Here is a 3,752-nt window from a genome sequence, read left to right on the forward strand (position 1 = left end):
TCCAAGCGCCGCCAATTGCATCGGATGCGAACTGGCGACAGTTGCTGTGTCGGCACCAGCAGGGCGGAGGACACCTCGCTGAACAGGGACATCAGGCTCCATTGCGTCGCGTGACGGTAGCGGCTGGCAAGTCCCGATGGCCAGCCGGTGTCACTCGTCCGGATGGACGGCCTGCGGTTTCGCCCCCGACTCGCATCCGATGCGGTTTTCTCGCATTGGATGCGAGCTACGGAGAGTGGTGGACAGTGAGGTTCAACGGGACGGTCCCGGGGGCGGCGAGACTGCACCTGACGGACGGCGTCGCACTGCTGCGGCCGGAGGAACAGGTCTTCTCCGCGATGCTGGGCGGATTCGCGAATCAGCAACTCGCGCGGAACCTGGCCCGCTCGACTGTCGAAGGGCGGGAGAACACGGTGAAGGCGTTCACCGCCTACGTGAACGCCTTCCCCTGGCAGTGGACGCCGGCCATGGTGGATGAATGGCTCGGTGACCTGCGCTCATTGCGTGATCTGAAGCGTTCGACGATCCGCTCGTACTCCGAGGCCATCCGCTCCTTCTGCCACTTCGCCACCGACCCCCTCTACGAATGGGCCAGCACGTGTGAAGAGCAGTTCGGCTCCCATCCGGTCCAGATCGTGCACGAGTGGAACACCGCGGTGCACGTCCAGGACAACGAGTCCGATGCGAAGAAGCGCGCCTTCACCAAGGCCGAGCTGCACGCCTTCTTCGCTCACTGCGACGACGAGGTGGCCCGCATCCGGGCCTTCGGCCGCAAGGGCTGGCTGCCCGCGTTCCGCGATGCGACGTTGTTCAAAACCGCGTACGCCTTCGGCACGCGACGCAACGAAACACGGATGCTGGACGCCGCTGACTTCGGCCGCAACCCTCATGGTGCCGAGTACGGCGAGTTCGGTCTGTGCCGCGTCCGGTTCGGCAAAGCCAAGAAGGGCTCACCGCCCAAGCGACGCACAGTGCTGACCGTCTGGGACTGGGCCCCCGACATCCTGGACGAGTGGTTCACCGAGGTCCGGCCGCTGTTTGGGGGCGAAGGGAACCCGGCCGCCTGGCCCTCCGAGCGCGGACTGCGGATCGGCTGCCAGCGGCTCAACTCCCGGTTCATCACCTACCGCCAGGCCCTTGGCCTGGACGAGGGACTGGACTTCCATTCCTTCCGCAGGTCCTACGTCACCCATCTGATCGAGGCTGGCTGGGACCCACGCTTCGTTCAGGAGCAGGTCGGTCACGACCACGCAAGCACGACTGCGATCTACACCTGCGTGAGCTCCGACTTCCGCACCCGCACACTCCGCCGACATCTGGACGGCACCGTTGCCGCCGCCCTGAACAGCCAGGCCGGGAGGCAGAGGTGAAACGCAAGGTCGGCTACACGTGGAAGCTGCGCGAACTAATGGGCACGCACGGCATGTTCACCACAACGGAGCTGGTGCCGCTACTACGCGACCGCGGCATCGAACTGTCAGCTTCCCAGGTCCACCGACTGGTCTCCGGCACCCCCGAGCGGTTGTCGCTCCAGGTCCTGGCCGCGCTCTGCGACATCTTCTCCTGCACGCCGGCAGACCTGGTCACCACGACCGCCGAGAACGCCGGAGTCCGCAAGACCGCGACCGGTGATCTCCCCGCCTTGCCGACGGCGGTCGCGAAACTGCGGCCCCGACCGGCCCGAATCCTTCCTGACGAGTGAGCCCCACCTACACCCCCGAGGAGTGCGAACGCTGGCACAAGAGGACGTGCACCCGCTGTCAACGCCACGGCTGGTTCGCCGCCCGCTGGCCCGACGGCTATGTCTGCCGCACCTGCCACGACAAAGCTCTCTGCGTTCGTGGAACCTGTCCCGAATGCCGAGTCGAGCGTGCTCTTCCCGGCCTACGTCCGAGCGACCGCATGCCGATCTGCTCCGACTGCGCGGGCTTCATGATGTCCTATCGATGCTCCCGCTGCGGAGAGGAAGGCAAGCTGCACAGAGGCCGGCTCTGCACCCGCTGCACCGTTGCCGACCGGCTATCCCAGCTACTGGACGACGGCACCGGCCGCATCCGCCCCCAACTCGTTCCGCTGGCCGACTCGCTCCGCACCATGGACAGTCCGTTGTCCGGCCTCGCCTGGCTCGACCGGAACAAGGAACGCCCCGACTCCACCGCCGACTGGCTACGCCGACTCGCCACCGGCGACATCGAGCTGACCCACGAAGCCTTCCACAGCCTCGAACCCTGGAGGGCCGCCGCCCACCTGCGGGAACTCCTCATGTCCTGCGGTGTCCTACCTGCCGTCGACAAGCGGATCTGCTCGCTCGAACGGTGGCTCATCGGCCACCTCGCCGACATTCCTGACCCGGACCACGCTCAGGTCATCCGCCGGTTCGCCACCTGGGAAGTGCTCCCACGCCTGCGGACCAGCACCCAGAAGAAGCCGATCACCCCGGCAGCCCGTCGACATGCCGCTGACCAGGTTAAGCAGGCCACAGCCTTCCTCACCTGGCTCGCCGCCCGTGATCACACCCTTGGCACCTGCGGCCAGACCGGCATCGACGCCTGGCACACCGAGCAGAACGAGTACACCCGCAACACAATGCGAGCCTTCCTGCTCTGGTGCTCGGCCAGCAAGCTCACCCGGCCCTTCCGGCTGCCCCCGGTCCACATCCGCCGGGCCACCCCGATGCCTCAGCCCGAACGACTGGAACTGATCGGGCAGCTCCTCACCGACCTGGACCTACCGCTTCGTACTCGGGTCGCGGGCGTGATCGTCCTGCTCTATGCCCAACCACTCAGCCGAGTCGTGCGCCTCACCCTGGACGACGTCGGCCACAGCAACGACCAGACGTTTCTCCGCCTCGGCGAACCGCCGTCCCCAGTGCCAGAACCGCTCGCGGAACTGCTACATCGTTGGATCAGCAGCCGGGACAACATGAACACCGCGACCAACCACGCCTCCCGGTGGCTGTTTCCCGGTCGCCGGGCCGGACAACCGATGCACCCCGACGCTCTTGCCGCACTCATCAACGACATCGGCATCCCCACCACGGCTGGCCGCACAGCCGCGATCCGGCAACACGTTCTGGAAATGCCCGCGCCGGTCGTCGCTGAGGCTCTCGGCTATCACCGGGTCACCACAGCCAAGCTCGCGTCCGAGGCCGGAGGCAACTGGAGCCGATACGCCGCCGGAGACCACTGGCGGTCACCACCCGGCTGGACCCCACAGAGCAATGCCTGAATCTGCGGTCGGCCGAATGAACCTGCTACTCCGCAGGAAGAGGACTCAACGGAAACTGGGACAACGCCCAGCGCGTGAACGTGAGCAGATCCTCGCCGACGATGTTCTCAAGCCGGTCGAAATCCTCCGGCAGCACGTCGAGCAGGAAGTGCTCGACTTCCCGGTCGGCCCGCTTGATCAGGACGAGGCAGCGATAACAGGGCTTGGGAGGGCGCTCAAGAAGGATCGCGCGCAGAGACCCCGTCGCATCGTCGGTCAGGTACTGATCAAGCCATCCAGGCTCGCGTCCCCTGCCAAGGTTGAGGCGCTCGCTCCTCGAACTCAGCTCTACGAGGACCTGCTTGTTCACACACTTGATCTCCTTGGGGACGTTCAGCGGCATGAAGGCAGGTTATCCACCAACGGCCAGAACGCGAGGGGCTGCCAGCACAGACCATGACCTGCGGCACCCCAACAGACAGTGACTGCACCGACGCTTTGGCAGCAATACTCACGACAGTTGAATACGCGAGCCCACCAGTACC

Annotated in this window: 4 protein-coding genes; 3 read left to right on the forward strand and 1 reads right to left on the reverse strand. The window is 65.9% G+C overall.

Going from position 1 to position 3,752, the window contains the following annotated elements; genetic code table 11:
• Positions 1–338: 338 nt before the first annotated feature.
• Genes ACFVZH_RS39985 through ACFVZH_RS39995 form a run of 3 tightly spaced genes read left to right on the forward strand, consistent with a single transcriptional unit; the run spans position 339 to position 3,228 of the window.
• Entirely contained in the window at positions 339–1,370 is a 1,032-nt protein-coding gene (locus ACFVZH_RS39985; RefSeq protein WP_384905530.1) for a tyrosine-type recombinase/integrase, read from the forward strand.
• On the forward strand, positions 1,367–1,702 hold the full coding sequence (locus ACFVZH_RS39990; RefSeq protein ID WP_384905532.1) for a helix-turn-helix domain-containing protein: 336 nt from the start codon (positions 1,367–1,369) through the stop codon (positions 1,700–1,702). Before ACFVZH_RS39985 ends, ACFVZH_RS39990 begins: the two co-directional genes overlap by 4 nt.
• A complete protein-coding gene (locus ACFVZH_RS39995; protein ID WP_384905534.1) occupies positions 1,699–3,228 on the forward strand; it encodes a hypothetical protein in 1,530 nt (509 codons plus the stop codon). Before ACFVZH_RS39990 ends, ACFVZH_RS39995 begins: the two co-directional genes overlap by 4 nt.
• 25 nt (positions 3,229–3,253) lie before the next feature.
• On the opposite strand, the gene ACFVZH_RS40000 is transcribed toward ACFVZH_RS39995, so the two are convergent.
• The gene (locus tag ACFVZH_RS40000; protein ID WP_384905536.1) at positions 3,254–3,610 is read right to left on the reverse strand and encodes a hypothetical protein; all 357 of its coding nucleotides are present in this window, start codon (positions 3,608–3,610) and stop codon (positions 3,254–3,256) included.
• Positions 3,611–3,752: the final 142 nt, after the last annotated feature.

This window comes from Streptomyces sp. NPDC059534 (genome assembly GCF_042743475.1).
GTDB lineage: Bacteria > Actinomycetota > Actinomycetes > Streptomycetales > Streptomycetaceae > Streptomyces.

Coding starts and splice junctions, on each gene's coding strand:
- ACFVZH_RS39985 (WP_384905530.1), top strand. CDS start 339: ATGCTGGGCGGATTCGCGAATCAGCAACTCGCGCGGAACCTGGCCCGC.
- ACFVZH_RS40000 (WP_384905536.1), bottom strand. CDS start 3,610: ATGCCGCTGAACGTCCCCAAGGAGATCAAGTGTGTGAACAAGCAGGTC.